Source organism: Pedococcus sp. P2_E4 (assembly GCF_056403935.1).
Genome location: NZ_JBFUEO010000040.1, coordinates 1 through 26228 on the forward strand (window position 1 = coordinate 1; position 26228 = coordinate 26228).

Genomic DNA, 26228 nt, shown 5'->3' on the forward strand with positions numbered 1-26228 from the left:
CCGTGGCGACGTGCGGCCAGTCCCGGGCGACGGCGGTGCCCACGGCCAGCAGCGCCACGACGAGCGCGGCCACGCCGAGCACGGCCTCCTCGGGCCGGGTGCGGCGCCAGGCGGACAGGGCCACACAGACGACCGCGGCGAGGGCCACGAGGGCCAGCTGCAGCTCGTGGGATGCCAGCCCGCCGACCAGCCACGACGCCCAGGTGCCGAAGAGGACGGCGGAGCCTGCCGCAGCCGGACGCACCCCGCGGGGCCGCAGGACGGCCGAGGCGGTGGAGGAGGCCGTGGCGGCCAGCAGGGTCGCGATGAGCAGGGAGGTCGTACCGTCGGGCGAGAGTGCAAGTCCCACCGCGGCCAGCGAGGTGATGGCGCCGACGACCCCGAGCGGCGCCTCCTCGGGCTCGCCCGGGCGGGCCAGCGCGGCGGCCACGAGCGCCAGGCCGGCCAGCGTCAGGGCAGTGGTCCGGGTGGTGGGTGAGACGAGGTCCGTGGCCGTCGCGAGGGCCGCGACACCGGTGGCCGCGGCGACGCCGGCTGCCACCGCGCGCCAGGGACGGCGCAGGACTGCGGTGACGCCGGCCACCAGGCTCGTCACGCTGAGGGTGGCCGCTACGGCGGGCTGCGAGCCGAGCGCGCCCGCTGTCGCGACCAGCAGGACCAGGGCCAGCGCCGACTGGCCGGTGGCCCACCAGCCGCGCAGCCCGCGCCCGAACGGCTCGAGAGCCACCAGGGCGATGGCGGCCAGACCCACGAGGCACGCCAGTGCGGCCGTGCCGATCGCGTCCACCTGCAGGGCCAGCCCGACGACCGCGACCGGGACGGCGACGGTCGCGACGACCACCRGCACCCCGAGCGCGCGCCAGTCGCCCGAGGAGGGTCGATCGCGCCAGTCGGCCTTGACGGCCGCGACCGAGCCGGCGACGCCGGCTCGGGCACTGACCACCTGTCGCACGACCTCCACCGAGCCGCCGGTGAGAGCGATGAGCACGACGACACTGAGCAGGCCGTCCGCGGTCGCGGTGCCGGGACCGGTGGGATCCACCGACGGGGTCAGGGCGCCGAGCCACCCCAGCACCAGGCTGAGGACCGCCCACCCGGCAGCCGGACCACCGGCGGCTCGCCGCACCAGGCCCAGTCCCGGTGGCAGCTGCCAGCGCAGCAGCCCGAAGCCGGCCGCGCCCACGAGGGCCAAGCCGGCGGCCGCCGCCTGGGAGTCGTCGGCGAGCGCGACGACGCCGCCCCAACCGACCGAGGCAGCCGTCAGGGACAGCAGCGCGAAGCCAGCCACGCGGCGGTCCCGCTGGTGCAGCCAGCCGAGGGCGACGGCGCAGAGCAGCCCGGTCACCGCGGCGTACGGCCGGGCGTCGAGCGACCCGAGACCGAACAGGTCCATCCGTCGGGCGGCGGACACGTCGAGGAGCATGAGGCCGCCGCAGACGAGCGCAAGGGCTTCGGCCGAGCTGGCGAGGGAGCGCTTGGACAGCTGAAGCGCCGCGAGAGCCGCGAGCGCGGTCAACCCTGCCATGACGACGACCTGGCCGTACGGGCCGATGACGAACCACGCGATGGCCAGGCCGAGGGACGCCGCCACGAGGACCAGGAGGACCCCGATCGCGAGCAGCGTCTGCTGGGTGGTCCAGGCCCGGCGGGCGGCGCGTGTCGATGATGGTGCCATCTGTGCGGCAGTAGGCGGGGCGAGACCAGGCGCGGCGGGGGCCGGGCTGCCGGCGGCGGGGAATGGGCTGGCAGGGGATGGGCTCGCGGGAGGTGCGGCCGGCTGGCGCAGCCGGGCGAGCAGCGAGGTGCGCTCGAGCTGGAGGTGTGCGAGCTGCTGGTCGACCTGCCAGAGCCGGGCAGCGTCGGGACCAACCAGGGACAGGCCGCAGTGCGGACAGGCGGGCTGGTGCGGCGGCAGGTCCTGCCCACAGGAGGGGCAGGGGATCCACGGCATCGCAGACATCGGGCCTCCATGGGGTTGCGCCGTCGGCGCTGGTGGTCCGATTGAACCGGTCGGCAGCCCTGCCGTGGATGGGTTGGGGTACTCAGACCCGAACGGGTGAGTGACTAGTCCCCGTCGAGTCCCAGGCTGAACGCCGCCTCGAGGTCGTGCCGCGAGTAGGTGCGGAACGCGATGTGGGTGTTGGTGCCGATGACACCCTGCACCTTGTTGAGCTGGTCGGCGATGACGTCGTTGAGCTGCTCGTGCTCCTTGACCCGGATCATCGCGATGAGGTCGGCGTCGCCGGCGACCGAGTAGACCTCGGACACGCCCTCGAGCTCGGCGATGGCCTGGGCCACCTCGGGGATGCGGTCGACTTCGGCGCTGATGAGGACGATGGCGGAGATCACGGGGCCAATCTAGCCGCAGCGGTGGTCGCGTGACGCCGGGCGCGCGTCACGACGCGGCGACGAAACCCGCCACCTCGTGCCGGGCCACGGCCTGGGGCTCCAGCTCGGCCCGGGCCCCGCCGGCGCCACCGACGGGACAGCTCCACTCGCCGTCGAGGTCGACGATGCGAACCCCGGGGCCCTCGAGCCAGCGCAGGATCTTCTCGGTCTCCTCGGGGGTGGCGGCCGGTGCGGGCCACGGGGCGGGCAGCACCACCTCGGCGGTGTCCTCCACGGCCTGGACGTAGGGCATCGGGTCGGCGCCACGCGGCGAGACGGTGCTGGCGGCCAGTCGGCCGTGGCGCACGCAGACGATCTCCCAGCCGCCCGCGGCCGCCGGCTTGGCGGCGATGATCTGGGGGCTGGCCGCCAGCGGTGCGATGCGCTGGGCCCGCGCGATGCCGCGCACCAGCGCGATGAGCCGGTCACGCACCGTGGTCGCATCCTCGAAGCGCTCCTGCTCGGCGAGCGTGCCCATCCGTGAGCGCAGCGCGGTCACCATGCTCCGCGAGTCGCCGGAGAGGGCGTGGACGGCCTCCTCGACGACGACGGCATAGTCCTGGACGCTCTGGGCCCCGGTGCACGGCGCCCCGCACCGCCCCATGTCGGCCAGCGCGCAGGCACCCACCCGCCGGGTCGGGGACAACCGCTGGACGCACTGGCGCAGGGGGATGACCTCGTGCACGGCTGCGATCGCAGCCTCGGCCGAGCCGCGGCTGCCGAACGGGCCGATGTAGCGGCCCCCGTCGGCGCGCACCTCGCGGACGATGGACAGCCGGGGGAACGCCTCGACCGTGAGCTTGACCCACGTGGCGCGCTCGGGGGACCGGGAGCGCCGGTTGTAGCGGGGCTTGTGCTCGGCGATCAGCCGCAGCTCGCGCACCTCGGCCTCGAGGGACGTCGCGCAGACGATCGGGGTGACGCTCTCGGCCAGCCGGACCATCTCGGCCATGCGGGTGCGGTGCTCGGAGGCGGTGAAGTAGTTGCGCACCCGCGCCCTGATGTTGACCGACGTGCCGACGTAGAGGACCCGGCCCGCACCGTCCTTGAAGAGGTAGACCCCCGGCTCGCTCGGCAGGCCGTCGGCGAGCCAGCGCTTGCGGCGCTGCTCGGGGGAGACCCGCGAGGTGTAGCTGGTGAGCTCCTCGAGCGTGTGGACGCCCAGGCTGCCGACCCGCCCGATCAGCGCGTGCAGCACGTCGACGGTGGCGCGGGCGTCGTGCAGCGCCCGGTGGTCGGGCGTCGTGGTGGAGCTGAACAACGCGGCCAGCGTGGACAGCTTGTGGTTGCGGGCCTCGTCGCGCGTGACCAGGGCGCGCGCCAGGTGGACGGTGTCGAGGACGCCGAACCTCGGCCAGTCGATGCCCTGTGCTGCGGCGGCCGCCTTGAGGAAGCCGATGTCGAAGCCGGCGTTGTGCGCCACGAGGACCGACCCCTGGGCGAACTCGAGGAACGCCGGCAGGGCGGACTCGATGCGCGGCGCCGTGGCGACCATCGCGGTGGTGATGCCGGTGAGCGTCTGGATGAACGCGGGGATGGGCAGGTGCGGATTGACCAGCGTCTGGAACTCACCGAGCAGCTCACCGCCGCGGACCTTGACCGCCCCGATCTCGGTGATGGCCGAGTCCTGGGGGCTGCCGCCGGTGGTCTCGAGGTCGACGACGACGAACGTGACATCGGCCAGCGCCGTGCCCAGGTCGTCGAACGTGCCCTGCACCATCTGCATGCTCCCGACGGTAGGCCGGTGGTGTGACAGGACCCGGCAGGCGCACCGGCCGGAGGGCAGCGGCCGGCCTGCGGCCGGACGGGGTGTGTCCGGACGGGTGTGGCCGGGCTGTCGGTGGGCTCTCGTAGCGTCGTGGGCAGTGGAGAACCGTCCGCACGACGCGGACGGGCCGAAGAAAGGGACGTGAGGTGACCGCGATGATCATCGACTGCCAGAGCTGTCCGGTGCGCGACCTGCACTGTGACGACTGCATGGTGACCGCCCTCGTGGCACTCGAGGCGCCCCAGGCCGTCGAGCTGGCGCTCGACGCGGCGGAGCGGGTGGCCGTCAGCCGGTTCGCTGCGGCCGGACTGGTGTCGGCGCAGACCGCCGCCGACGCACGGGCCCGCCGCGAGCCCTGGGCCCGACACGTCAGGGCCGTCGGCTGACCGGCGTGGGGGTCGGCTGACCGGTGGGGGCCACGAGGCACGTGCCTACGATGTCCCGGTGAACAGCCGCCCCCCGACCGTCGCGAGGGCGCTCGCGCAGGCGGCCGTGATGGTGGCCCTCGTCGCCGGCTGCACCGGCACGCCCACACCCGGGGCCACCACCTCGACCAGCGGGACCCGTGCGACCGCGCAGAACGCCCCCGATCCCCAGCTCCTGCGCGACGAGGCCGTCTCGGCTTTGCTCACGGCACGGGCCGACGCGCTCAAGCACCGCGACCGGGCCGCGTTCGAGGCCACGCTCGACCGGCCCTCCAGCGGCTTCGGGCTGCGCCAGCTCGCCCAGTTCGACGCCATCGCCCAGCTGCCGCTCGCGACCTTCGGCTACGGCACGCCCGAGCCCGCCCCGGCGCTGAGCGCCGAGCGGGCGACCCAGGTGGGGCCCGAGGCCTTCGTCACCCGTGTCCACGGGCGCTACAGCCTGGCCGGCTACGACCGCGCACAGCGCGAGTTCGAGTCCTACTTCACGTTCGTGCACAGGGCAGGGCGGTGGCTGCTCGCCGACGACTCCGATGGCGGCACCCAGCCCCAGCTCTGGGACATCCCGAGGTTCACGGTGCTCACGAGCCCGACGACGCTCGTGGTCGGCAGCGGCCCAGCCTCCCGGTTGCGGCCGTTCCTCGCACTCGGAGACACCGCCATCACCCGGGTCAAGGCCGTCTGGACGCCGAAGTGGAGTGCGTCCCTGGTCCTCGTGGTGCCCGCGAGTGCCGAGCAGATGGCCGAGCAGGTGGGGCAGGAGCCCGCCCAGGTGGCGCAGGTGGCCGCCGTGACCGACGGACCCTTCGACCCCCAGGGCCGGGCCGGCGCCGACCGCGTGGTCGTCAACCCGGCAGCCTTCGCCACGCTGCAGCCTCGCGGACGGCAGGTCGTGGTCACCCACGAGGCGACCCACGTGGCGATCCGCGCCACCACCAACCGCCCCGTGCCGCTGTGGCTCTCGGAGGGCATGGCCGACTACGTGGGCTACCGCGACATCGGGGTGGGGCCCGGCGTCGTCGCGTCCGCGCTGCTCGACCGGGTCCGCGCCGGCAAGGTCCCGACCACCCTGCCCGTCGCGGCCGACTTCGACCCGACCCGCACCACCATCGCTCCCAGCTACAACGCCGCGTGGCTCGCGGTGAGGCGCATCGAGGACCGTTTCGGGCGCAAGGCGCTCGTCAAGTTCTACCTCGCCGCCGCGACCTCACCGGACCCGAGCGGCCCTGCCGGCGACCCGGAGGTGCGCACCCGAGACGCCTTCGCCTCGGTGCTGGGCACCAGCGAGGCCGCGTTCACCCGCGACTGGGTGCGCTACCTGCGTGCCCTGGCGGCCGGCTGACGACGAGGGACACCACCACCAGCGCTCCGACCAGCCAGAACTGGTTGTAGAACGCCTGCTTGTTGACGAGGTTGGCCACGAGCAGCACGAGCGCCAGCCAGCGCAGCAGCGAGGCGAGCCCGGGCTGTCGCCGCCAGACCGTCCAGCAGACCGCGCCCAGCGTGGCGAGGACGACGACGGCGGTGACGTAGAACGGCAAGGTCACCCCGAAGGTGTTGAGCGCCAACAGGTACAGGGTGTTCGCGAACCTGATGGGATGGAACGACACGAGCAGGCTCACCGTGTCGTGGAGGAAGTTCGAGGGGCTGGCGAGGAACCACGGCGCCAGCAGGACGCCGGTCAGCGCCCCCGTCGCGACGGCGCGTTGCCAGCCGAACGGCCGCCACAGCACGAGCACGGGCAGCAGCAGCGCCAGGTGCTGCTTGCTCGCGCAGGCGAGGGCCAGCGGCACGACCGCCCACCAGGCACGGCCCCGTTGCACGAGCACCGCCCACCAGACCACGCCGGTCAGCAGCAGCGGCTCGGTCCAGGCCTGGTCGAGCTGGGTCAGCGTCCCCGGGGCGAAGACGAGCAGGGCGGTGACGGCCGCTGCCGGCCAGACCCAGCCGCCGGACTCGTCGCGTGACGCTCGGGGACCGAGGGCCAGCACCCAGACCCCGGCGAGCCCGACGACGGTCCAGAAGGCCAGCGCCCACCGGACGTCGCCGAACAGCCACCGCCCGGGGGCGAGCAACACCGCGGTCCACGGCAGGTAGGTGAAGGCGTCCTGGATCCCGGGGGAGCCCGACCAGCTCATCGCGTAGAAGTTCTCGCCGCGCCCGAGGCCGTCCGCGGCCTGCTGCAAGGTCACCCAGACGTCGATGCGCGGGCGCGGTGAGGAGATGATCGCGGTGGCCGCGCACGCGGCATACGCGACGACGGCCAGGCCCCCGGCGGCCCAGGGGGCACGCGGGTCCCTGGCCCACAGCAGGACCGCGCAGGCGAGCGGCACCGCGACGAGGACGGTCGTGGCGACGGCCAGGCCGGTGGGGGCGAGGTAGCTGAAGAGGGGGACGGCCAGGGTCGCCAGGGCCGACCCGGCGAGCATCGCGACGACCGCCGCCCGCCCGAGGACGAGCTCGCCCGGCGCCCGCCCGAGGACGAGCTCGCCCGCCGCCCGCCCGAGCGTGAGCTCGCGGCCGCGCCACTGCCACCAGGCCAGGGCGAGGGTCGAGGCGGTCAAGGCGGCGACGATCGGGATCCGGTAACGCACCACGCTCCACTGCAGGGCCGTGAAGTACACCAGCCAGGCCACCGCGAACGTGGTGGCCTGGCTGGTGGAGGTGCGGGTGCCGCTGGGCATGCCCAGAACCCTAGGGGGTGGGCAGACCAGCGGTGGCGGCTACTCCTTGGCGCCGGAGTAGAGCTGCTCCACCTGGTCGTGGAAGTCCTTCATGACGACGTTGCGCTTGAGCTTCAGGCTCGGGGTGAGGTAGCCGTTCTCCTCGGTGAAGTCGCCCTCGAGGACGGCGAACTTGCGGATCGACTCGGCCTTGGAGACGGCCTTGTTGGCGTCGTCGACCGCTGTCTGCAGGGCGGCCAGCACGGTCTCGTTGGTGCGCGCCTGCGCGAAGCTGACGCCCTCGATGCCGTTGTTCTTGGCCCACGCGCCGTACATCTCCTCGTCGAGGGTCAGCAGGGCCGCGATGAAGGGCTTCTGGTCGCCGACGACGATGCACTGGGAGACCAGCGGGTGGGCGCGCAGTCGGTCCTCGAGGACCGCGGGGGCGACGTTCTTGCCGCCGGCCGTCACGAGGATCTCCTTCTTGCGACCGGTGATCTTGAGATAGCCGTCCTCGTCGAGCTCGCCGATGTCGCCGGTGTGGAACCACCCGTCGACGATCGAGCCCGAGGTCGCGTCGTCGTTGTTGTGGTAGCCGCGGAAGACGTTGTTGCCCTGGATGAGGATCTCGCCGTCGTCGGCGATGCGGATGCCGACGCCGGGCAGCGGGGCGCCGACGGTGCCGATCTTGACGCGGTCTGGGACGTTGACCGTGGCCGGCGCGGTGGTCTCGGTGAGCCCGTAGCCCTCGAGGACGGTCACGCCGATCCCGCGGAAGAAGTGGCCCAGCCGGGTGCCGAGCGGGGCGCCGCCGGACACGGCATACATGACCTGACCACCCATGGCGGCGCGGAGCTTGCTGTAGACGAGCCTGTCGAACAGGGCGTGGCGCACCTTGAGCCCGAGGCCGGCGCCGCCGGTGTCCTGCGCGCTCGACCAGGCGATCGCCGTGTCGGCGGCGGTGGCGAAGATCTTGCCCTTGCCCTCGGCGGTCGCCTTGGCCTCGGAGGAGTTGTAGATCTTCTCGAAGACGCGGGGGACGGACAGGATGAAGGTCGGCTTGAAGTCGGCGAAGTCGGCCAGGAGGTTCTTGATGTCGGCGCTGTGGCCCATCTTGGCCTCGCCGGTGACGCAGAGCACCTCGATGAACCGGGCGAACACGTGCGCGAGCGGCAGGAAGAGCAGGGTCGAGGCACCGTCGGCCTTGACCACCTGCTCGAGCTTGGCCATCGCGTTGTCGGCCAGGGCCATGAAGTTGTCGTGCGTGAGCTGGACGCCCTTGGGGCGGCCGGTGGTGCCCGACGTGTAGATGATCGTCGCGACCGAGCTGCGGTCGACGCCACTGCGGGTCGCGGCCAGGTCGTCGTCGGACACGGCTGCGCCGGAGGTCTTGAGCTCGTCGAGGGCGCCGGCGTCGATCTGCCAGACGTGCGTCAGGCCCGCGAGGTCGGCGCGCACCTCGCCGACGGTTGCCTCGTGGGCGGGCGTCTCGAGGACGACGGCGCTGGCGCCGGAGTCGGCGAGGATCCAGCTGACCTGCTCGGCCGAGGACGTCTCGTAGATCGGGACGGCGACGGCGCCGGCGGTCCAGATCGCGAAGTCCGCCAGGGTCCATTCGTAGCGGGTCTTGGACATGATCGCGACGCGGTCACCGGGCTTGATCCCGGCGGCGACCAGGCCCTTGGCGACGGCGCGGACGTCGTGGTCGAACTCACGAGCGGTGACCTCGACCCAGCGAGTGCCCTCCTTGCGGGAGAAGGCGACCTTGGTGGGGTTGCGCTTGGCGTTGCGGGCCGGGAGGTCGGCCAGGCTGCCCTCCGTGGTGGGCGTGACCAGCGGTGGTGCGACGTGTTCCTGCACGGAGTCTCCTTTGACGAAGGCGGGCTGCCTGGCGCCGATCCTACCGAGGAGTATCTTGACCGGGCGAGGCCCGTTGACAATCCCGTGGCGTATCTCACGGGGTGGGCCGCGCTGGCGGGAGCACGGCAGTTGCAGCGAGGAGTGTTGATGTCACGGTCGCGCGTCGACCTGGTGGACGAGACCTTCATCCGGGCTACGCCGGAACAGGTGCGGGAGCAGTTCAACCACGCCGGGTGGCTGGGCTCCCTGTGGCCGCACCTGGCGGTCAGCGTCGTGCGCGACCGCGGGGTCAAGGGGATCCGGTGGGAGGTCACCGGCCAGGTGGTCGGCGACATGGAGGTCTGGCTCGAGCCCTGGCGGGACGGCGTCATCGTGCACCACTACCTGCGGGGCGTCCGCGGCGAGCGGGCCCCGCGCGACGTGGGGGCGCGCCACACCCGACGCTGGAAGGCGGCGGTGCACGCCCTCAAGGACCGGCTCGAGGACGTCGCCGACGGCGGTCGTCGTTGAAAGCCACGGGGTTGTAGCCTTCGGCGCATGGCCGACCGCACCGAATCCAGCATCGACATCGACGCCAAGCCGGGCGAGGTGCTCGACGTCATCGCCGACTTCGAGAGCTACCCGCAGTGGGCCACCGAGGTCAAGAAGGTCGCCGTGCTCACCGAGGAGGGCGACGGCTGGGCCGACCAGGTGCAGTTCACGCTGGATGCCGGGGCGATCAAGGACACCTACACGCTCGACTACGAGTGGGACGTCACGAAGAACGGCACCGGCGTCGTCTCGTGGAGCCTGGTCGAGGCCTCCGTGCTCAAGGCGATGAACGGCTCCTACACGCTCGCGGCCAAGGGCAAGGACGCCACGACGGTGACCTACCGGCTCGCGGTCGACGTCAAGATCCCGATGCTCGGGATGCTCAAGCGCAAGGCCGAGAAGGTCATCATCGACACGGCCCTGAAGTCGCTGAAGAAGCGAGTGGAGGGTTAATCCCCCGAGCGGGTCACCCGGCAGCACCATGCGCGTCATCCTCTTCACCGGCAAGGGCGGAGTCGGCAAGACGACCACTGCTGCGGCCACGGCGGTCAGGGCCGCCCGTGCGGGGGTCAAGACGCTGGTCATGTCGACCGATGCGGCGCACTCGCTCGGCGATGCGCTGGCCGTCGAGCTGGGTGGTGTGAACGCTGGACGACCGGTCGAGGTCGAGCCCGGGCTCTGCGCCCTGCAGGTCAGCGCCCCGCACCTGCTGGGCGACTCGTGGAGGGTCGTCCAGGACTACCTGCTGTCGGTGCTCGGCACCCTCGGCATCGACACCGTGGTGGCCGAGGAGCTGACACGGCTGCCGGGCGCAGAGGAGGTCGCGGCCCTGCTCGAGCTGCGCTCGCAGGTCGAGTCGGGGCCGTGGGACCTCGTCGTGGTCGACTGCGCCCCCACCGCCGAGACGTTGCGGCTGCTGGCCCTGCCCGAGGCGCTGGCCTGGCACCTCGAGCGCCTGCTGCCCGCCCAGCGCGGCCTGATCCGCACCCTGCGCCCCGCCGCCGCGGCTGCCGCCGGCGTGCCCTTGCCCGAGCCCGCGGTGATCGACGCGGTGACGGGGTGGCACCGGCAGATGCGCGAGGTCCACCGCATCCTCACGGGCGACCGCACCTCGGTGCGCCTGGTCCTCACACCCGAGCGCGTCGTCATCGCCGAGTCCCGGCGCACCTGGACGTCGCTGTCGCTCTACGGGTTCGTCGTGGACAGCGTCGTGGTCAACCGGGTCTTCCCCGAGGTCGCCTCTGCAGCCGCCGACCAGTGGCGCAGCTCGTGGAACGCCGCCCAGCAGACGGGACTGGTCGAGGTGCGCGAGTCCTTTGCGGGGCTGCCGGTCGTCGTCACGCCCTACCTGGCCGCCGAGCCGATCGGCGTGGACGCGCTCGCCGACCTCGCGGCCGCGCAGCAGGCCGGGGCCGAGGGCGCCACCGAGGACCTGCTCGCACCGGTGGCCCACCGGGGGATGACCGTCGAGCGCCACGACGACGGGTTCGTGCTGATGCTGCCGTTGCCGCTGGCCCATGCGTCCGACCTCGGGCTGCAACGCCGCGACGACGAGCTGCTCGTCGCGGTAGGGGAGCACCGCCGAGTGCTCACGCTGCCCGCGGCTCTGCAACGATGCGTGGTCGAGGGTGCGTCCGTGCGCGGCGGTCTGCTGCGGGTGCGCTTCGTCCCCGACGAGGAGGTGTGGCCCCGTGGCTGAGCACGATCGACCCCCGGTGGGTTCCGTGGCCGAGGAGGCGAGCCGGTTGCTCGACGCCCTGGGTGGGTGGGCCGGTTCCGCCAGTGCTGCGTATGCCGCGTCGGCGCCTCACGACCACGCGCCCCACGACGATGCCCCTCCCGATCGAGAGCCGCACGAACCTGCGCGCGCCGAGACCGCCGACGGCGCGCACCGCGAGGACGGCGCGGACGAACGCGCGGACGGGTCCCCACTCCACGGTGCGAGCCGCTGTGCGTCCTGTGGCGCCGAGAACGGTGTCGGCCAGGCCGTCACCTGCCAGCTGTGCCCGGTCTGCCAGGGGATCGCACTGGTGCGTTCCGTCCGGCCCGAGACGGTCGACCGGCTGGCCGACCTCGCCGGCGCCATCGCGGCGACCCTGCGCGACCTCGCCGACCAGCGACGGGCCGGCGGGCAGTCGACCGGCGCTCGCCCGGGTTCCGGCGCTTCGAGCAGCACCCGGGTCCAGGACATCCGGATCGACACCGACGACGAGTCGGCGGAGACGCCGTGAGCGTCACCATCGGCGTCGACATCGGTGGCACCAAGATCGCGGCGGGCGTTGTGTCGGCGACCGGTGAGATCCTCGCCCGGGCGCGGCGGGAGACCCCGGCCCACGACCCCGACCAGATCTCCCGCGACGTCGCCGCCGTGGTCGCCGAGCTGCAGGCGGGGCGCACCGACGTCCGGGCCATCGGGGTCGCATGTGCGGGCTTCATCGACCGCACCGGCTCGCGGGTCCTGTTCGCCCCCAACCTGGCGTGGCGCGACGAGCCGATGAAGCTGCGGCTCGAGGCGATCGTCGACCACCCGGTGACCATCGAGAACGACGCCAACGCAGCCGCCTGGGGTGAGTTTCGCTTCGGTGCCGCATCGGAGGCCGACGACATGGTCCTCGTGACCGTGGGCACTGGCATCGGGGGTGGGGTCGTGGTCGACTCACGGCTCGTGCGCGGCGGCTTCGGCATCGCCGGCGAGCTCGGGCACATGCGGGTCGTGCCCGACGGGATCCGGTGCGGTTGTGGCAACCGCGGCTGCTGGGAGGTCTACGCGTCCGGCAACGCCCTCGTGCGCGAGGCGCGAGAGCTCGTGGCCTCCGGAGCCCTGCAGGCCGCGGCCATCGCGGAGGCCTGCGGTGGAGACCTGGCGACCCTCAAGGGCGCTGACATCACGAACCTGGCCCAGGCCGGCGACCCCGCGGCCATCGAGCTCATCGCCGACCTCGGCCGCTGGGTGGGCGAGGGTGTGGCGTCGGTGGCGGCCGTCCTCGACCCCGAGCTCATCGTCATCGGCGGGGGAGTCGTCGCGGCGGGGGACCTGCTCCTCGAACCCGCGCGCGCGGCATACGGCCGTCAGCTCACGGGGCGCGGCCACCGGCCGGTGGCGCCCATGGTCGAGGCCTCCCTCGGCAACGACGCGGGTCTCATCGGCGTCGCCGCACTGGCCGCCGAGGGGGTCGGCGCGTGAGCGGGCAGCTGGCCGTCGGCATCGACATCGGGGGCACCAAGGTCGCCGGTGGCCTGGTCGACGAGCAGGGCGCCGTCGTGGGCCGCGCGCGACGCGACACCCCGCACCGCTCCAAGAGCCCCGGCGTCGTCGAGGACACGATCGTCGAGGTCGTGACCGAGCTGCTCGACTCCGCGCCCGCACCGGTGGTCGGTGTCGGCATCGGGGCCGCGGGGTTCGTCGCGGCCGACCGCAAGACGGTCGCCTTCGCGCCCCACCTGTCGTGGCGTGACGAGCCGCTCGAAGCCAACCTGCAGCGCCGGGTGCCGGTGCCCATCTCGGTCGACAACGACGCCAACGCGGCGGCCTGGGCCGAGTGGAGGTTCGGCGCAGCGCAGGGGGAGTCGCACGTCGTCATGGTCAACCTCGGCACGGGAATCGGCGGCGCCCTGATCCTCGACGGTGCCATCATGCGCGGCCGGTTCGGCATCGCCGGCGAGTTCGGGCACATGCAGGTCGTGCCCGGCGGGCAGCGCTGCGAGTGCGGCAACAAGGGCTGCTGGGAGCAGTACGCCTCGGGCAACGCGCTCGTCCGCGAGGCCCGGACGCTCATGACCGCGAACAGCCCGATGGCGACGGACCTGCTGGACCGCGTCGACGGCGACCCCGGTGCCCTCACCGGGCCGATGATCACGCAGGCCGCCCAGGAGGGTGACCCGACGGCCACCGAGCTGCTCACCGAGATCGGGCAGTGGCTGGGGGTCGGGATCGCCAACCTGGCGGCGGCCTTCGACCCCGGCGTCTTCGTCATCGGGGGCGGGGTCAGCGCGGCGGGCGACCTGCTGCTCGACCCGGCGCGCACGACCTTCCGCCGACACCTCACCGGCCGTGGCTACCGCCCCGAGGCGAGGATCGTCGCGGCGGCCCTCGGCAACGACGCCGGACTCATCGGAGCGGCCGACCTGGCCCGCCATGACGCCGCCGAGCGGGATGCGCCTGCATGAGCACGATGCGCGTGGCGTCCTACAACCTCAAGGACTTCACCCTCGACCGGGCCGCGGCGGCGCGCGTCGTCAGGGCCATCGACCCCGACGTCCTGTGCCTGCAGGAGGTGCCGCGTCGGCTCGGTGCGAGCTGGCGGGTGTCGGCCTTCGCGGCGGAGTGCGGCATGTACTGGTCGGGCCGGCACCGCGGCAGTGGCGGCACGACGATCTTCACATCGCTGCGGGTCCAGGTGACCGAGTCCCGTCACCACCGACTGCGCGTGGCCGCGCTGCAGCGCACCCGCGGGTATGCCGTGATCCGCGTCGCGCCCGCGGGTCACGAGCCGCTCGTGGCCGCGTCGGTGCACCTCAGCCTCGACGCGGCCGAACGCGAGCGGCACGCCGGGCAGATCCTCCAGACCGTGTCCGGCGGTGGGCCGGTGCTGCTCGCGGGTGACCTCAACGAGACCGAGTCCGGCAAGGCCTGGCGCCTGTTCGCCGCACCGCTGCGCCTGGTCTCGCCGACGACCCCGACCTATCCGGCCAAGGCGCCCCGGCGGGTGCTCGACGTCATCTTCGGGTCGCCGGACCTGGTCGTCCTCCCGCACCGCGACGTCGCGCTCGACGAGGGCGACCTGGTGGCGGCCAGCGACCACCGTCCGACCTGGGTCGACGTCGACCTCGACCCCACGCCGGTGCCGACCGCCGAGACCGAGACCGGGCCGGCGGTGGCCGAGTCCGTGGTCGCGGCCGCGGAGGAGGGTGCGCAGGAGGGCGCGCTGGGGGGTGCGGAGGAGGGCGCCGAGCGCGCGGGCGCCGCGCGGCAGGATGCGGGGCAGGATGCGGGGCAGGAACAGGCCTGAGGCGGCCGGACCCGAGCTAGACGCGTGCCCCGTTGTCGGGGTCGTCCTCGTCGCGGCTGTGCGGCTGGCGCAGCACGAGCAAGACGAACCCGCCGGCGATCATCCCGAGGGCGCCCAACGTCCACCACCCGCTGACGTCGGGGCGGAAGAGCACCAGCCACAGGAGCAGCAGGGGCCCGCCGACCAGGCCGGCGACGATGCCCCAGAACGACAGGTCCTCCTGCGGGGGCAGGGGAGCGGTGGGGCCCGGGACGAAGTGGTCGTCCTCGTCGTCGAGCAGCTCGATCGGGTCGACGACGTCGGCGGACTCCTCGCCACCCGGTGCCTGCTCGGCACCGCGCCAGACGACGAACGGACGGATCGGGGGCGGGTTGGTCGGCGACGGCCGTAGCGGCGAGGGGTTGGTGACGGGTCGACCCGGGGGCGCTGTCCGCTCGTCAGGGTCGGTGCGTCCGTCGAGGCTCTCGAGGGCGGCGGCATCCGTGCGCGCGCTGCCCGAGCCGGCGGCCCCGGCCTCCGGACCGACCGGATCGGGGAGTGACTCGACCTCGTCCCACCGGGCGATGATGTCGGCGAACTCGGCGTCCACGTCCCTGTCGCCCATGGGATCCCCTCTGCCTCGGCCCGTGCGATGAAGTCCATCGACGGGTCAACGATACGCGGCACCTGTGCCAACGTGGCAACCAGCGCGGGCACGGGTGCCGTAGAGTTCACGGCACGAAGGGGAGGTGCTGCGTTTGTTCTACTGGGTGCTCAAGACGGTCGTTCTTGGCCCGATCCTCAAGCTGCTCTTCCGCCCGTGGGTGGAGGGTGAGGAGAACATCCCCGAGGACGGTGCCGCGATCTTCGCCAGCAACCACCTGTCCTTCTCCGACTCGATCTTCCTGCCCCTGGTCGTGTCCCGGCGGATGACCTTCCTCGCGAAGTCCGACTACTTCACCGGCCGCGGGCTCAAGGGCCGGCTGACCGCCGCGTTCTTCAAGGGCGTCGGACAGCTGCCGGTCGACCGTTCCGGCGGCCGCGCCGGCGAGGCGGCGCTGCGTTCCGGCCTGAAGGTCCTGCGCCGCGGCGAGCTGCTCGGCATCTACCCCGAGGGCACCCGCAGCCCCGACGGCCGCCTCTACCGCGGTCGCACCGGCGTCGCCCGGATGGCCCTCGAGGGTGGGGTCAAGGTGCTGCCCGTGGCGATGATCGGCACCGACAAGGCCCAGCCCACCGGCACCAAGATCCCCAAGCTGATCCGGATCGGCGTCAAGATCGGCAAGCCCCTGGACTTCTCGCGCTACGAGGGCATGGAGGACGACCGCTTCGTCCTGCGCTCGATCACCGACGAGATCATGTACGAGCTCATGCTGCTCTCGGGCCAGGAGTACGTCGACATGTACGCGACGTCCATGAAGGACCGCATCCTCGCCGCCGCCAAGACCAAGGCGCGCGAGCTGCAGGAGGCCGCCCTCCCGGGGCAGGCCGCGAAGGAGCTCGAGGAGGCACTCGACGCCGGCGACGACGAGGGGTCCCGCCGCTCCCGGCCCACCTCCGGCGTCGACGACGCCACGGCGGACATCGACGAGGACACCGCCGCCGCTGACGCCGAGGGTGACGGCGAGGCCCCCGGGGGCCGCCGCGCCGCGAGCTGACCCCAGCGGCGTCCGTGGCCCGACCCCTGTGGTTGTCCGCGCGACCCGCGTCCGTCGCGCCCGGCTCCCAGCCGGAGGTCGTGTCGGCCTTCTGGAAGGGCATCGACGCGTTCCGCCCCCTTGCACTGCTGTATGCCGCCTACCTCCTGTGGGACCGGCCCCAGGACCTCCTGCGCCCGGCCGTCGCGTGGGGCGTCCTCGGGGTGCTGGCCGCCTGGACCGTGTTCCTCGTGGTGTACCGACAACGCCGGGCGTGGGTCGTCGTGACCGAGCTGCTGCTGGCGGCGGCCGCCGTCCTGGCCACCCGGCTGGTCGACTCGCCCGAGGCGATCGAGGCCGGTGGGCGCACCCTGCCCGCCATCTGGCCGGCAGCCGGCGTGGTCTCGGCCGCCGTCCTGTTCGGGCGCAAGGGCGGCTTCGCGGCGGCCGTCTTCATCGGTGTGGTCGATGTCGTCGAGGTCGGCAAGGTCAACGGTGGCACGGTCAACAACATCGTCCTGCTGCTGCTCATCGGCACCCTCATCGGCTACTCCTGCGACCTGGCCCGCGAGGGACACGCCAAGCTGCGCGCTGCCCTCGCGCTGGAGGCGCAGGTCCGCGAACGCGAGCGCCTCGCGCGCACCGTTCACGACGGCGTGCTGCAGACGCTCGCCTTCATCAACCGCCGCGGCACCCAGCTCGGGGGAGAGCCTGCCGAGCTCGGCGCCATGGCTGCCGACCAGGAGCGGCTGCTGCGCGCCCTGGTGAGCGGCAGCGCCGCCGAGACCGAGGTGGTCGTGACCGGTGAGGTCGACCTGCGCCAGCAGCTCGGACGCTACGCGGGCGGACAGGTGCACCTCGTGGCGCCCGCCGACCCCGTGATGCTGCGCACGCGGGTGGCCGGCGAGCTGGTGGCCGCGGTCGCCGCCGCGCTGGACAACGTCCGGGTGCACGCCGGTGACAGCGCCCAGGCGTGGGTGCTCGTCGAGGACGAGGGCGACGAGGTCGCCCTCACGGTGCGTGACAACGGCGTCGGTATGCCGCAGGGTCGCCTCGAGGAGGCGGCCGCGGCGGGTCGGCTGGGCGCCGCGTCGAGCATCCGCGGCAGGCTGGCCGACCTCGGTGGCACGGCGGAGTACACGGCCCGTGAAGGGGCAGGCGTCACGGTGCGCATGAGGGCGCCGAAGGTGGGACCGGACGATCGTGGAGGAGCGAGATGAGCAACGTCGAGCAGGGCACGGACGCCGCGGGTGCGGCCCCCCACGAGGACGGCGTGACCGTGGTCGTGGCGGACGACCACCCGCTGTGGCGTGACGCGGTGGCGGGCGACCTCGCGGAAGCCGGCATGACGGTCCTCGCGACCGCGGGCGACGGGCCCTCGGCCGTCAACCGCACCAAGGCCACCCGGCCCCAGGTCCTCGTGCTCGACCTCAACCTGCCCGGCATGCGCGGTCACGAGGTCTGCGCTGCCCTCGGGTCGCTCGAGACCCGCGTCCTGGTCCTGTCCGCCAGCGGGGAGCAGCAGGACGTCCTGGAGGCGGTCAAGGCGGGTGCCACCGGCTACCTGGTGAAGTCGGCCTCGCGCGAGCAGATCGTGGCTGCCGTCCGGGCCACCGCACGGGGCGACGCCGTCTTCACCCCGGGGCTGGCCGGTCTGGTGCTGGGGGAGTTCCGCAAGATGTCCAGCCAGCCGCCGTCCGACCCGTCACGACCGATCCCCGAACTGACCGAGCGCGAGACCGAGGTGCTCAAGCTCGTCGCGACGGGCATGTCCTACAAGGAGATCGCGGCGGACCTGTTCATCTCGCACCGCACCGTGCAGAACCACGTCCAGAACACGCTCGGCAAGCTGCAGCTGCACAACCGCATCGAGCTCGTGCGGTTCGCCATCGCCAAGGGCCTGGACACCCCCGAGGCCTGAGGGTCACTCGCGCCTGGCGACCATGACCCAGTCGGCGTCGCCAGCGTCGTTTGCCCCGGGTGGGCGCAGGCGGGTCGCGCCGCTGGTGGCGTGGGCGCCCGCCCCGACCTCGCGACCGGACGTGGGGTCGTACCACGTCACCTGCACCCGGCTGCCGCCCAGCGCCGAGAGGTCCAGGGCCACCTCACCGCCCCGCGGCAGGTAGAGCACCGCCTCGCCGGTCTCGGGGCTGAAGGCCGCGACGGGGTCGTCCGTGTCCGAGCCGGCACCCTCGAGGAGGTCGCCCGTCAGGTCCGGGCACAGCAGCCACCACCGCATCCTGGTGAGGAGGGCCGAGAGCCGGTGGATGCCTTGTGTCCCGGGGGAGTCCAGCGCCTGGCGCCAGCTCTGGGTGCCCGTGCCCTCCTTGGTCCCGAAGCTCCACATCGGGTCGTTGCCGAACACCTGCCCCCCGGCGCCGCCGAGCACTGCCTGCCAGGCCTGCCGGCGCAGCCCCGCGGCGTCGATGCCCGACTCGTTCTCGTAGACCGCTTCCACGAGGAAGAAAGGCCGGTGCGACGACTCGAAGGTCGAGTGCACCTCGGACAGGACGTCCTCGCCGGTGTAGACCGTCTCCACGTCCAGCCATGCCCGGGTCCCCCAGCGGTCGGCGATGGGCTTGTTGCGCTTGGAGTGGTAGGTCTGCAGGGCCTGCGGGTCCTTGGCGGCGATGCCTTCCGCGATGGCGTCGACCAGTCCCTGGTCGGGGACGTCGTAGTCGCCTCCCTGCACCCACAGGATGTGGTCGTTGCCGGCGTAGCGGGCGCCCACCCACTCACCCCAGCGCCGCAGCCGCTCGGGCCCGGCGGCGACCATCTCGGGGTACCACCCCTCGTCACCCCCGTCATACCCGGCGTAGGCGGGCGTCAGCAGCACGAGGAACCCCAGCGCTGCGGCCTCGTCGAGGATCTGGTCGGCGTGCCGGAAGTACGCCTCGTCGGCCTGCCCGAAGGCGGAGCCGACGAACGGGGCGACACCGTCGACGTTCGACGGGGCGTTGCTCGCGAACTGGTGCTCGACGAGGTTGACCAGCACCGTGTTGAAACCCGCTGCCTTGCGGGCGCGCAGGTAGTCGCGGGCTTGCGGCACCGAGAGCTCGGCGACGAGGGACCACGCGGCGTCGCCCACGATGAGGAACGGCTGGTCCGCGGAGTCGACGAGGTWGGGACTGTCGGCTTTGGCGGAGAGGGGGAACGCCGGAGCGGAGGCGGCAACGGTGGTGGGCCCGGCCGGTGTCGCGCCGGTGCTCGAGACGGAGCCTGACGGTGTCCCCGAGCTCGACGACGTGGTCACCGGGGCGGACGCGGAGGGCGTGGTGGACGTGCGCGTGCACGCCGGGTCCTGCCGCACCGGCCCACCCGCGCACGCCGACGTGAACGCCCCCAGTACGAGTGCCACGGCGAGCCACCTTTTCGGTCGTGAGGCCACCTCGTCGAGCGTAATCGCCCGGAGGGTCGCGCGACCGTGGTTTCGCCGGACGTCCGCGGACCGCTGGCGGTGCCCGCGATCTGGGCCGTGGCACGGTGTGGTGGTCGCGACACCTATCCTTGAGCGGTGAGCACGACGCACCATGACGTCCTGGCCAGCCTCGCTGCTGGCGCCGACCTCCCGGCTGCCCAGCAGCCGGACTGGCCGGATGCCGCGCGCCTGCAGGCCGCGGTGGCGGAGCTCGCGTCGTATCCGCCCCTGGTGTTCGCCGGTGAGTGCGACGTCCTCAAGACCCGCATGGCCGCCGCGGCCGAGGGCAAGGCCTTCGTGCTCCAGGGCGGCGACTGCGCCGAGACCTTCGCCGCGGCGACGGCCGACAACATCCGCGACCGGGTCAAGACGATCCTGCAGATGGCGGCGGTCCTCACGTACGGCGCCTCGGTCCCGGTGGTCAAGGTCGGGCGGATGGCCGGCCAGTACGCCAAGCCGCGCAGCAGCGGGGCAGAGACGCGCGAGGGGGTGACCCTCCCGGCATACCGCGGTGACATGGTCAACGACTTCGACTTCACCCTCGAGTCGCGCACTCCCGACCCGCAGCGGCTGGTGCAGGCCTACCACGCGAGCACGGCCACCTTGAACCTCGTCCGCGCCTTCACCCAGGGCGGCTTCGCCGACCTGCGCCACGTCCACGACTGGAACCGTGGCTTCGTGGCCAACGCGGCCAACAGCCGCTACGAGCGGCTGGCCAAGGACATCGACAAGGCGATGAAGTTCATGCAGGCCTGTGGGGCCGACTTCGACGCGATGCGCACCACGGAGTTCTTCTCTGCACACGAGGCGCTCCTGCTCGACTACGAGCGACCGCTCACCCGGGTCGACAGCCGCACGGGCGAGCTGTACGACACGAGCGGCCACTTCATCTGGGTGGGAGAGCGCACCCGTGACATCGACGGCGCCCACATCGACTTCGTCTCCAAGGTGCTCAACCCCATCGGCATCAAGCTGTCGGCCAAGGCCGAGATCGACGACGTGCTGCGGCTCATCGACAAGGTCGACCCCGACCGCGAGCCGGGGCGCCTGACCTTCATCACCCGGATGGGCGCCAAGACCGTCCGCGACGCGCTCCCGACCCTCGTCGAGAAGATCACGGGTTCCGGTGCCCAGGTCACGTGGATCTGTGACCCCATGCACGGCAACACCTTCGAGTCCGCCAGCGGCTACAAGACGCGCGACTTCGAGGACGTCGTCGAGGAGGTGCGTGGCTTCTTCGAGGTGCACCACGGGCTCGGCACGGTGCCGGGCGGCATCCACGTCGAGCTCACCGGCAACGACGTCACGGAGTGCATCGGCGGCGCCGAGAAGATCCTCGACGCCGACCTCAACAAGCGTTACGAGACGGTGTGCGACCCACGGCTCAACCACCAGCAGAGCCTCGAGCTCGCGTTCCTCGTCGCCGAGATGCTGGCCAAGGACTGACCTCCCGGGCGGCTGCGTCGCCGGGTGACCTCCTAGGCTGGCGGCATGCCTGACGCGCCCGTGGTCGACCTGCTGTCCGATACCCTGACCCAGCCGACCGAGGCGATGCGGGCAGCGATGGCCGGGGCGCCGGTCGGTGACGACGTCTTCGGCGAGGACCCCACGGTGCGCGCGCTCGAGGAGCGGGTGGCCGACCTGCTCGGTCACGAGGACGCGCTGTTCGCTCCGACCGGCTCGATGGCCAACCAGCTCTGCCTGCGGCTGCACGTCGGCCACGGTGAGGAGCTGGTCGCCGACTCGCTCGCCCACGTGCTGCGCGCCGAGATGGGGGCCGCGGCGGTGCTGTCCGGCATCTCGTCACGGTCCTGGGTGGCGCAGCACGGGCTCCTCGACGCGGCGCAGCCGCTGGCCCTGATGATCCCTGACGGGGGCACCTACCAGGTCAACACCCGGCTCGTCGTGGTGGAGAACACCCACAACTTCGGCGGCGGGACCGTCCAGCCGCTCGACCAGATCGAGGCGCTGCGTGCCGGCACGGCATCCCGGGGTGTGGCGATGCACCTCGACGGCGCGCGGCTCTGGAACGCCCACGTCGCGACCGGCGTGCCGCTGGCGACCTACGGCCGGCTGTTCGACACGGTCAGCGTGTGCCTGTCCAAGGGACTGGGGGCGCCGGTCGGCTCGGTCCTCGTCGGGTCTCGCGAGCTCATGGCGGCGGCCCGGGTGTGGCGCAAGCGGTTCGGCGGCGGTATGCGGCAGGTCGGCATCCTCGCTGCGGCCGGCCTGCACGCCCTCGACCACCACGTGGAGCGGCTGGCCGACGACCACGCCCGGGCCCGCCGGTTCGCCGAGGCGGCGGCTGCAGCCGTGCCGGGGTCGATCGACCCCCAGCGCGTGCAGACCAACATCGTGGTCCTCGACGTGTCGGGATCCGGCTGGACGCCCGCTGACTTCGTGACCGAGGCGGGCCGACGCGGCATACGGCTGTATCCGGTGAGCAGCACGGCAGTCCGCCTCGTGTGGCACCTGGACGTCGACGACGCGGGCACCGACCTTGCGGTCGAGGCACTGGTGCCGCTGCTGCGGGACGGGCCTCAGACGTCGTGATGCAGCAGCTCGGCCGGCCGGTCCTCGGCCGCGCTCGCGCCCGAGCGGCGCCCGAGCAGCTCGACGACGTACATGGCTGCCAGGACCATCGCGCCACCGAGCACCATGCGGCCGGTCAGCGACTCACCACCGAGCAGCACCGCGAAGAACGTGGCGAACACCGGCTCCATGGTCATGACGATCGCGGCCCGGGTGGCCGGTAGGTGGGACTGGGCCCAGGTCTGCGCCCACAGGGCCACGGCTCCGGCGACCAGCGCCATGTAGAGCAGGGAGCTCCACTGGCCACCGCCCTGGGGCAGGGTCACGCCGCCGGGCACGGCTGCCACGAAGGTCACCCCGGCGATCACGAAGGCCTGCACGGTCGCGAGCCCGGTGGCTGACTCGGCGGTGGAGTACCGGCCGAGCCCCACGATGTGCAGCGCGTAGAGCCCTGCGGACGCCAGCGTGACCGCCTCGCCGTAGCCGATCGACAGCCCGCGCAGCGACAGCACCGCCAGCCCGGCGGTCGCGAGCACCACTGCGGCCCAGGTCGTGCGCGAGATCCGGTCCCGCAGCAGCACGGCGCCGAACAGGGGCGTCAGCACCACGTAGGTGCCGGTGACGAAGCCGGAGACCGAGGCGGAGGTGTGCTCCAGACCCACCGTCTGCAACAGCTGGGCCAGGCCGTAGAGCACCCCGAGCCCGACCCCGGTGAGCACCTCGCGACGGGACAGCGCCATCGTGTGCCGGTGGAAGACTGCGAACATCACGACGGCGGCGATCGCGAACCGCACCGTCAGGAAGTCTGCCGACGGGACGTGGGCCACGAGGTCCCGGATGAGGAAGAACGTCGAGCCCCAGACGGCCGTGACCGAGACGAGCAGCAGCGTCGCGAGGCGGCTCGCGGGGAGGGAAACGCGCACCGAGGGGTCAGACCGTGATGATGGTGACCATCGAGCCCTTGGGCGCATCGGAGCCCGGGCCAGGGTCGGTGTTCTGGACCGTGCCGAAGTTGAGTCCCGGCAGCGCCTGGCGCACCTGGGTCTGGAACCCGGCGGCCTTGAGGATCTGCTCGGCCTCAGCCACCTGCTTGCGGCGTACGTCTGGCACCTTGACCATCTCCGGCCCCTTGGACACGACCAGCGTGACGGATTCCCCCCTGAAGAGGGTGCCGCCGGACGGGCTCTGCGAGATGACGCTGCCCTTGGCGACGTCGGTGCTGAACTGCTGCTCGGTGGCGTCGACCTCGAGACCGGCCTTGGAGAGCGCGTCGACCGCGTCGGCGGCGGGCTTGCCCGTGAAGTCGGTGACCTTGATCGGTTCACGGCCCTTGCTGACGACGAGGGCCACCTTGTCGCCGCGCTTGAGGGGCGTGCCCGCGGCGGGGGCGACGCCGACCACGAGGCCCTGGGGCACGGTCTCGCTGAAGGCCTCGGTGGTCTTGCCGACGATGAGCTTGGTCGCGGTGATCTGCTCGCTGGCCTCGGCCTTCGACTTGTTGACGACGTTGGGCACGGCATACCGCTCCGGGCCCTTGGACACCGTCAAGGTGACCTCGGTGCCGCGGCCGACCTGCTGGCCCTGACCCGGGTTGCTCGTCATGACCTGGCCCTTGGGGGTGGTCTCGTCGAAGGCCTCGACCTGCTTGGCGTCGAGGTGCGCAGTCGTGAGCGCGCGCTGGGCCTGTGCGTAGCTCAGGCCGACGGTGCGCGGCACCGTGGTGGGGGAGCCGGGTCCACCGATGAACCACCACGCGGCGACGCCCGCAACGAGGGCGAGCGCGAGGGCGGCACCGAACCAGCCCCAGAGCCTGCGCCCGTCGTCGTCGTCTCGCGACGGGCGCACGGTCGGCGCCGTCGGCGTGTGGTCGATCGGCAGCGCCACCGGTGGGCGGGTGCGCGGCGGGCTCGTGGGGGACGAGGCGGGTGCCGGCGCCGACGGGTCGGACACCGGCAACGCGCTCGTGCGCTCGACGGCCACCGTGCTCACGCCACCCTCGAGGGCAGCAGGCCCCTCGGGTCGGCGGTCGAGCTCGGTGGGGGTGAGCATGGACCGGGACCTGCGCACCTGGGCCAGGAAGTCGTCGGCGTCACTGGGCCGGTGGTCGGGGTCGCGCGAGGTGGCCAGCGCCACGAGGGCGTCGAGCTCGGTGGGCACGGACGGGACCTTGGAGGACGGCGCGGGGACCGAGCCGTGGACGTGCTGGTAGGCGATGTGGATCGGGGTGTCGCCGGTGAAGGCCTTCTGGCCGGTGAGCATCTCGAACAGGATCAGCCCGGCGGCGTAGACGTCGCTGCGGGCGTCGGCGATGCCGCGCTCGACCTGCTCGGGGGACAGGTAGGCCACGGTGCCGAGCAGCACACCGGTCTGGGACGCGCTGGTCTGGGTGCTGACCGCGCGGGCGAGACCGAAGTCGGCGACCTTCACGGTGCCGTCGTCCTCGCGCAGGATGACATTCTCGGGCTTGACGTCGCGGTGGATGATCCCGCCACGGTGGGCCGCACCCAGGGCCTGCAGGACGGGCCCCATGATGTCGAGCGCCGCACGGGGGGTGAGCGGGCCCTCGGCGCGCATCACCTCGCGCAGGGTCTGCCCGGGGACGTACTCCATGGCCAGGAACATGGTGCCGTCGTCCTCGCCCTGGTCGAACACCGCCACGACGTTGGGGTGCGACAGCCGGGCCGCGGACCGGGCCTCTCGCCGGAACCGGCTTGCGAAGCCGTCGTCGGAGGCCAGGTCGGCACGCAGCACCTTGAGCGCGACCTCGCGGTCGAGCCGGGTGTCGAGCGCCAGGTAGACCGACGCCATACCGCCGTCGGCAATGTGCGACAGGACGCGGTAACGCCCGTCGAGCACACGCCCCAGCAGGGACTCGGTCACACCGGAAGACACCCGCAAAGTGTAGGAGGTCAACGTGGGCTTTCCGTGCAGGCGGGTCCGGGAGGGGTCCGGCAGGGCTGCCGTACGGGCAGGCCGGTGTCCGGGGAGTCCGCCTGGCGGACGTCACATGCGGGCGCGGTGGGCCTTGATGGCGGCGACATAGACCTTGGTGTCGGCGTACATCCCGTTCTTCGTGACGGAGTACAGCCCCTGGTAGTAGCCGGCGATGGCCTTGTCGAGACTCGGTGCCGACCGGGTGAGGCTGCGCAGGATGACCACGCCGGCGGTGATGTTGTCCTGCGTGTTGAGCAGGTTGAGGTGGCGACCGGCCATCTGGGAGGCCCACTCGCCGGACGAGGGGATGACCTGCATGACGCCGATCGCGTTGGCCACCGACACCTGCCGCTGGTTCCACCCCGACTCCTGCCAGCCGACGGCCAGCGCGAGCTTGGGGTCGACACCGTGGCGCCGCGCGGTGGCGACGATCATGGCCTTGGTCTGGCTGCGGCTCGGGACCGACCGGGCAGCGAGGGCGGCGCGGTTGCGGTTTGCGGCGCCCACGATGCTGGCCGGGTAGGTGCGGCCGGCGAAGGTGTTGGCACTGGACGCCGTGGCGGCCTTGGCGGGGATGCGCACCTTCTGCCCGACGAGGATCACCGAGGAGGCCGACAGCTTGCTGGCCTTGAGGAGGGCTGCGAGGGTCACGCCGTGACGCACGGCCACAGCGCTGAGGGTGTCACCCGACCGCACGGTGTAGGTCGTGCCCGCGGCGGCGGCCCGGGCGGCGGCCGAGGTCGCGGTTCCCCTCACGCGGAGCTTCTGCCCCGGGTGGATGATCGAGCGCGAGCTGAGGTGGTTGAGCGAGTAGACGCTCGACAGCGGGGTCCTGGTGCGCTGGGCGACGGCAGTCAGGGTGTCGCCGCTGCGGACTGTGTAGGTGGTCGTGCCGTAGCCACCGGAGGGGCCGCGAGAGGGCGAGGCCGAGGCGGTGGCGCCGACACCGGGGATCCGCAGCTTCTGCCCGGCGTGGATCACCGAGCGGGTCGACAGCTTGTTGGTCTTGAGCAGGGAGGCGAGCGACACCCCCTTGCGCGCGGCGATGTGGCTCAGGGTGTCGCCGCCCCGCACGACGTAGGTGGCC

The 26228-nt window shown here is 72.6% G+C and carries 24 protein-coding genes; 14 read left to right on the forward strand and 10 right to left on the reverse strand.

What is annotated here, in order from left to right:
* From AC1DV7_RS15240 to AC1DV7_RS15250, 3 genes are all read right to left on the reverse strand, one after another.
* Positions 1 to 1960: zinc ribbon domain-containing protein (locus tag AC1DV7_RS15240; protein ID WP_477597985.1), on the reverse strand; the 1960-nt coding region annotated here is incomplete at its 3' end.
* A 104-nt stretch (positions 1961 to 2064) separates the two neighbouring features.
* A complete protein-coding gene (locus AC1DV7_RS15245; RefSeq protein WP_477597986.1) occupies positions 2065 to 2349 on the reverse strand; it encodes an Lrp/AsnC family transcriptional regulator in 285 nt (94 codons plus the stop codon).
* 46 nt (positions 2350 to 2395) lie between these two features.
* Positions 2396 to 4114, reverse strand: coding sequence for a DEDD exonuclease domain-containing protein (locus tag AC1DV7_RS15250; RefSeq protein WP_477597987.1), 1719 nt, complete (start codon positions 4112 to 4114; stop codon positions 2396 to 2398).
* A gap of 197 nt (positions 4115 to 4311) precedes the next feature.
* Between AC1DV7_RS15250 and AC1DV7_RS15255 the strand changes: the two genes are divergently transcribed.
* Together AC1DV7_RS15255 and AC1DV7_RS15260 are read left to right on the forward strand one after the other, a co-directional pair.
* The gene (locus AC1DV7_RS15255; RefSeq protein ID WP_477598016.1) at positions 4312 to 4542 is read left to right on the forward strand and encodes a hypothetical protein; all 231 of its coding nucleotides are present in this window, start codon (positions 4312 to 4314) and stop codon (positions 4540 to 4542) included.
* Between the two features lie 58 nt (positions 4543 to 4600).
* The gene (locus AC1DV7_RS15260; protein ID WP_477597988.1) at positions 4601 to 5920 is read left to right on the forward strand and encodes a hypothetical protein; all 1320 of its coding nucleotides are present in this window, start codon (positions 4601 to 4603) and stop codon (positions 5918 to 5920) included.
* Here the strand turns inward: AC1DV7_RS15260 and AC1DV7_RS15265 are convergent.
* Together AC1DV7_RS15265 and AC1DV7_RS15270 are read right to left on the reverse strand one after the other, a co-directional pair.
* Positions 5874 to 7262, reverse strand: coding sequence for a hypothetical protein (locus AC1DV7_RS15265; RefSeq protein WP_477597989.1), 1389 nt, complete (start codon positions 7260 to 7262; stop codon positions 5874 to 5876). The two genes, AC1DV7_RS15260 and AC1DV7_RS15265, sit on opposite strands and share 47 nt — an antisense overlap.
* A gap of 39 nt (positions 7263 to 7301) precedes the next feature.
* Positions 7302 to 9101: an AMP-dependent synthetase/ligase gene (locus tag AC1DV7_RS15270; protein WP_477597990.1), complete on the reverse strand. Its 1800-nt coding sequence runs from the start codon at positions 9099 to 9101 to the stop codon at positions 7302 to 7304.
* Between the two features lie 147 nt (positions 9102 to 9248).
* On the opposite strand from AC1DV7_RS15270, the gene AC1DV7_RS15275 reads away from it, so the two are divergent.
* From AC1DV7_RS15275 to AC1DV7_RS15305, 7 genes are read left to right on the forward strand one after another with little or no spacing between them, the layout of a single operon-like run.
* Entirely contained in the window at positions 9249 to 9611 is a 363-nt protein-coding gene (locus AC1DV7_RS15275; RefSeq protein WP_477597991.1) for a hypothetical protein, read from the forward strand.
* 27 nt (positions 9612 to 9638) lie between these two features.
* Positions 9639 to 10085, forward strand: coding sequence for an SRPBCC family protein (locus AC1DV7_RS15280; protein ID WP_477597992.1), 447 nt, complete (start codon positions 9639 to 9641; stop codon positions 10083 to 10085).
* Between the two features lie 28 nt (positions 10086 to 10113).
* On the forward strand, positions 10114 to 11331 hold the full coding sequence (locus tag AC1DV7_RS15285) for an ArsA family ATPase (RefSeq protein WP_477597993.1): 1218 nt from the start codon (positions 10114 to 10116) through the stop codon (positions 11329 to 11331).
* Positions 11324 to 11863 (forward strand): hypothetical protein, encoded by a 540-nt coding sequence (locus AC1DV7_RS15290; RefSeq protein WP_477597994.1) that lies wholly within the window; start codon positions 11324 to 11326, stop codon positions 11861 to 11863. Before AC1DV7_RS15285 ends, AC1DV7_RS15290 begins: the two co-directional genes overlap by 8 nt.
* On the forward strand, positions 11860 to 12816 hold the full coding sequence (locus AC1DV7_RS15295) for an ROK family glucokinase (protein ID WP_477597996.1): 957 nt from the start codon (positions 11860 to 11862) through the stop codon (positions 12814 to 12816). Before AC1DV7_RS15290 ends, AC1DV7_RS15295 begins: the two co-directional genes overlap by 4 nt.
* Positions 12813 to 13799 carry an ROK family glucokinase gene (locus tag AC1DV7_RS15300; protein ID WP_477597997.1) on the forward strand — a complete coding sequence of 329 codons (987 nt, stop codon included), beginning with the start codon at positions 12813 to 12815 and terminating at the stop codon, positions 13797 to 13799. The genes AC1DV7_RS15295 and AC1DV7_RS15300 overlap by 4 nt, the downstream gene beginning before the upstream one ends.
* Positions 13796 to 14641, forward strand: a complete 846-nt coding sequence (locus AC1DV7_RS15305) for an endonuclease/exonuclease/phosphatase family protein (protein ID WP_477597998.1) — start codon at positions 13796 to 13798, stop codon at positions 14639 to 14641. Before AC1DV7_RS15300 ends, AC1DV7_RS15305 begins: the two co-directional genes overlap by 4 nt.
* Before the next feature lie 16 nt (positions 14642 to 14657).
* On the opposite strand, the gene AC1DV7_RS15310 is transcribed toward AC1DV7_RS15305, so the two are convergent.
* Complete coding sequence (locus tag AC1DV7_RS15310) at positions 14658 to 15245, reverse strand: hypothetical protein (protein WP_477598000.1); 588 nt, start codon at positions 15243 to 15245, stop codon at positions 14658 to 14660.
* Between the two features lie 133 nt (positions 15246 to 15378).
* Here AC1DV7_RS15310 and AC1DV7_RS15315 point away from each other — a divergent pair, with 133 nt between their 5' ends.
* Genes AC1DV7_RS15315 through AC1DV7_RS15325 form a run of 3 tightly spaced genes read left to right on the forward strand, consistent with a single transcriptional unit; the run spans position 15379 to position 18178 of the window.
* Complete coding sequence (locus AC1DV7_RS15315) at positions 15379 to 16278, forward strand: lysophospholipid acyltransferase family protein (RefSeq protein ID WP_477598018.1); 900 nt, start codon at positions 15379 to 15381, stop codon at positions 16276 to 16278.
* A 14-nt stretch (positions 16279 to 16292) separates the two neighbouring features.
* Positions 16293 to 17477, forward strand: coding sequence for a MacS family sensor histidine kinase (macS, locus tag AC1DV7_RS15320; RefSeq protein ID WP_477598002.1), 1185 nt, complete (start codon positions 16293 to 16295; stop codon positions 17475 to 17477).
* Positions 17474 to 18178 (forward strand): response regulator, encoded by a 705-nt coding sequence (locus AC1DV7_RS15325; protein WP_477598004.1) that lies wholly within the window; start codon positions 17474 to 17476, stop codon positions 18176 to 18178. The genes macS and AC1DV7_RS15325 overlap by 4 nt, the downstream gene beginning before the upstream one ends.
* Positions 18179 to 18181: 3 nt before the next feature.
* On the opposite strand, the gene AC1DV7_RS15330 is transcribed toward AC1DV7_RS15325, so the two are convergent.
* A complete protein-coding gene (locus AC1DV7_RS15330) occupies positions 18182 to 19615 on the reverse strand; it encodes a glycoside hydrolase family 140 protein (protein ID WP_477598005.1) in 1434 nt (477 codons plus the stop codon).
* 156 nt (positions 19616 to 19771) lie between these two features.
* On the opposite strand from AC1DV7_RS15330, the gene AC1DV7_RS15335 reads away from it, so the two are divergent.
* Positions 19772 to 21121: a class II 3-deoxy-7-phosphoheptulonate synthase gene (locus tag AC1DV7_RS15335; protein ID WP_477598007.1), complete on the forward strand. Its 1350-nt coding sequence runs from the start codon at positions 19772 to 19774 to the stop codon at positions 21119 to 21121.
* Positions 21122 to 21166: 45 nt separating this feature from the next.
* A complete protein-coding gene (locus tag AC1DV7_RS15340; protein ID WP_477598009.1) occupies positions 21167 to 22228 on the forward strand; it encodes a threonine aldolase family protein in 1062 nt (353 codons plus the stop codon).
* Here AC1DV7_RS15340 and AC1DV7_RS15345 read toward each other — a convergent pair.
* From AC1DV7_RS15345 to AC1DV7_RS15355, 3 genes are all read right to left on the reverse strand, one after another.
* Positions 22216 to 23130 carry a DMT family transporter gene (locus AC1DV7_RS15345; protein ID WP_477598011.1) on the reverse strand — a complete coding sequence of 305 codons (915 nt, stop codon included), beginning with the start codon at positions 23128 to 23130 and terminating at the stop codon, positions 22216 to 22218. The genes AC1DV7_RS15340 and AC1DV7_RS15345 overlap by 13 nt on opposite strands.
* Before the next feature lie 7 nt (positions 23131 to 23137).
* The gene (gene pknB, locus AC1DV7_RS15350) at positions 23138 to 25099 is read right to left on the reverse strand and encodes a Stk1 family PASTA domain-containing Ser/Thr kinase (RefSeq protein ID WP_477598013.1); all 1962 of its coding nucleotides are present in this window, start codon (positions 25097 to 25099) and stop codon (positions 23138 to 23140) included.
* A 111-nt stretch (positions 25100 to 25210) separates the two neighbouring features.
* Positions 25211 to 26228: lytic transglycosylase domain-containing protein (locus AC1DV7_RS15355; protein WP_477598015.1), on the reverse strand; the 1018-nt coding region annotated here is incomplete at its 5' end.

Coding starts and splice junctions, on each gene's coding strand:
- AC1DV7_RS15280 (WP_477597992.1), top strand. CDS start 9,639: ATGGCCGACCGCACCGAATCCAGCATCGACATCGACGCCAAGCCGGGC.
- AC1DV7_RS15305 (WP_477597998.1), top strand. CDS start 13,796: ATGAGCACGATGCGCGTGGCGTCCTACAACCTCAAGGACTTCACCCTC.
- AC1DV7_RS15255 (WP_477598016.1), top strand. CDS start 4,312: ATGATCATCGACTGCCAGAGCTGTCCGGTGCGCGACCTGCACTGTGAC.
- AC1DV7_RS15275 (WP_477597991.1), top strand. CDS start 9,249: ATGTCACGGTCGCGCGTCGACCTGGTGGACGAGACCTTCATCCGGGCT.
- AC1DV7_RS15285 (WP_477597993.1), top strand. CDS start 10,114: ATGCGCGTCATCCTCTTCACCGGCAAGGGCGGAGTCGGCAAGACGACC.
- AC1DV7_RS15325 (WP_477598004.1), top strand. CDS start 17,474: ATGAGCAACGTCGAGCAGGGCACGGACGCCGCGGGTGCGGCCCCCCAC.
- AC1DV7_RS15340 (WP_477598009.1), top strand. CDS start 21,167: ATGCCTGACGCGCCCGTGGTCGACCTGCTGTCCGATACCCTGACCCAG.
- AC1DV7_RS15265 (WP_477597989.1), bottom strand. CDS start 7,262: ATGCCCAGCGGCACCCGCACCTCCACCAGCCAGGCCACCACGTTCGCG.
- AC1DV7_RS15310 (WP_477598000.1), bottom strand. CDS start 15,245: ATGGGCGACAGGGACGTGGACGCCGAGTTCGCCGACATCATCGCCCGG.
- AC1DV7_RS15250 (WP_477597987.1), bottom strand. CDS start 4,114: ATGCAGATGGTGCAGGGCACGTTCGACGACCTGGGCACGGCGCTGGCC.